5 protein-coding genes are annotated in these 2,398 nt (G+C 41.8%); all 5 read left to right on the top strand.

Annotation, left to right across the window (positions count from 1 at the left end; genetic code table 11):
• Positions 1-194: hypothetical protein (locus tag FJW00_RS22415; protein WP_219994838.1), on the top strand; the 194-nt coding region annotated here is incomplete at its 5' end.
• 420 nt (positions 195-614) lie between these two features.
• On the top strand, positions 615-800 hold the full coding sequence (locus FJW00_RS00075) for a hypothetical protein (RefSeq protein WP_140922669.1): 186 nt from the start codon (positions 615-617) through the stop codon (positions 798-800).
• Positions 793-1,110, top strand: coding sequence for a hypothetical protein (locus tag FJW00_RS00070; RefSeq protein ID WP_140922667.1), 318 nt, complete (start codon positions 793-795; stop codon positions 1,108-1,110). The genes FJW00_RS00075 and FJW00_RS00070 overlap by 8 nt, the downstream gene beginning before the upstream one ends.
• Positions 1,110-1,589, top strand: coding sequence for a hypothetical protein (locus FJW00_RS00065; RefSeq protein ID WP_140922664.1), 480 nt, complete (start codon positions 1,110-1,112; stop codon positions 1,587-1,589). Before FJW00_RS00070 ends, FJW00_RS00065 begins: the two co-directional genes overlap by 1 nt.
• Positions 1,586-1,879, top strand: coding sequence for a hypothetical protein (locus tag FJW00_RS00060; protein ID WP_140922661.1), 294 nt, complete (start codon positions 1,586-1,588; stop codon positions 1,877-1,879). Before FJW00_RS00065 ends, FJW00_RS00060 begins: the two co-directional genes overlap by 4 nt.
• Positions 1,880-2,398: the final 519 nt, after the last annotated feature.

Here is a 2,398-nt window from a genome sequence, read left to right as displayed (position 1 = left end):
GTATCTATTCAAAAAAGATTGGGATGAAGAATATGATAGAGAATTTGAGGGGGATTATCATCAGTCCTGAACAACGTGATTTTATAATCAATGAACTGCGCCGCTGCAAAACCTTATCTGTATCGGTGCTCGCAAAGCGTTTCGGCTTGTCCGAAGCAGCAATAAAGATTTTACAGCGCATCGCTAACAATTAACAACAATGGGGGTTTTATTTCATACGTATCAACAGCCAATCTAAACAAAGCAGCAAACCTTAAACCAGAGAAGAAGCCGCGAGGCAGGGCAGCAAAACGAAAGCCAGAAAGTGAACTTCCTGAAGGAATATCCAAATCTAATGAGCTACAGATCTTAAAAGTCTATTCGGAACCTGAGAAACTTTCCGAGAGAGAAGAACAAACTATTTCGGAAATCGTCTCTTCCTGTCCTGGTGTTTACCATACGCCGCGCCCTGTAATGAAAACTATCATTCACGCGCCGGAACGCTGGCAGATGATACACGCATCAGAAATAGAGTTTAAATTCTGGTGCATCTACAACCGCCTTGAAAATCCAATTTATGACGGTTACAACGTTGACATTTTAAATATGACTTCAAGCGGTGAGGGGTTTTTATAATGGATAACAATACAAACCTATTAACCCGCTTGCGTAAACATCGCCAGTACCGGCAGATCGTTGATGAATATGAACGCTGTGGCTGTTCTTTCATCATCGCACGAAAGTTTATGTTACCGCCAGAAGAAGCCGCGCTTGTGTGCGGCATTATCGACATTTTAAAGGAGAATTACAACAATGAATGAACAAATGGGATTTTATCAAAACCAGTTGAATACGGTAAGAATCAAGTTAGGGCGAATCATAAGGAAGCGCATTTGCTTTTGCTACCAGGATATTGTTAAGGAAACACGAAACCTTATTTTCGATTTAGAAAAAATTACAAGAGAAGCTTTAGCATCTCCGTTGCTTAACACCGAAGAAAAATCTGATATTGAAAGTGCAGTGTTTGAATTGCTGGATATTATTACCCAAAGCAGAGAACTAATTGATGCGGTTTATCAATTGCAAATGCTAACTTCTGATAAACCAGAAGTGCAAGCAGGTGTTATCTGATGGCGACAACAGAACAGATCGAAAAGGTACGCGCTTATGCCTACTTTCCGAGCCAGGCACAATTACCGGATTTAGTTATAGCCAGCAAAATAGATATGTGGGCAGACGTCCACGGAGACACACCGCAAACCCTGTACAAGGCTCTTTTAGATTGTCTAAGGTATCTGGTCTATACCGATCCTGTTTACGCAGCAGGAGGCGGCACAGGCGGGAATAGCCGCACTGAACAAGTGGGACAAGTGCAGGTTACAACAGAGACGACAGGCGAATATGTTTCTAAGTGGAAACGCATCTTAGACGGGTATCTATCCGGCGATCTCAGCTTCCCTGGAATACGTAGCCCGAAAGGTAAGAGTGTAATCATTGGCGGAGTTGACCGCCGCGAGATAGATAAAGTTAACAGTAACCCGTACAGCGTAAACGGATTGCTAAGAGACGGCAGAGACCGATTCAAAATTATAAGAGGAGAATCCGAATGAGAGATATTAAACAGGAGTTTGATCAGTTTTGGGATGGTGTGAGCGATATTGTAATATCCCTGATTCATAGTGATTACCCTTCCACAGATACATTCTTATCTAACTTTGCTTTTGTCAAAGAGCGTTATTTCAAGTTCAATGATACGCTATCGCCAGAGGATAGAACCTGGCTTGCTGAAAACCATCTTCCCGACTTTGTAGAACTATTGCAGTGCAGCACGGCTATTGCCGCAATATCTGCAACGCTTGAGCACGTGACGCGACCGCAGGCAGGTACAGCGATCCACTAAAACCGAATAGTTATGCGATAAAACCGGTTTTTTATATGAAAATGCACGTAAATACTTGCATTGCTATTCGTTATGATGTATAATAGTATTAAGGAGGAGTTAATAGAATTTCACCTCCGTGCAGGTAGCCGCATTCGCCTGATGTTTTCGGAAGAGATCATTCCTCAAACTGCACCAAATTTAAAAGCGTGAGCTTTTATCTCAACAGGGACAAGCCTTGCCCTGTATTAAGGAAAGGAGTCGCGCCCAAAGGCAATATTTAAATTCCATTGTGTATCTCTTAAAAAGTTTAATTCAGGGAACTTGATTCCCTATTTATTTCAAATCGTGGCCGTCCGGCGGCGATTACAATCTATTTTTACAACAAAATCACCTTTGGTGTTTGAAGCCCCTCTCTCTCATGCTTGGGGCTATTTTTTTATTGTATGGTGGCAATAGTGAAACCAGAATCATATTTATACGATGTAACGTTTGATTTTCCAGAAGATGAAGAATCATTAGGCCCGCACATTGCATTAA

The sequence above is a fragment of the Pantoea anthophila genome, assembly GCF_006494375.1.
GTDB classification, from domain to species: Bacteria; Pseudomonadota; Gammaproteobacteria; order Enterobacterales; family Enterobacteriaceae; genus Pantoea; species Pantoea anthophila.
Note: the sequence above shows the minus strand (reverse complement) of the source record. Positions and strands in the feature narration are given on the sequence as shown.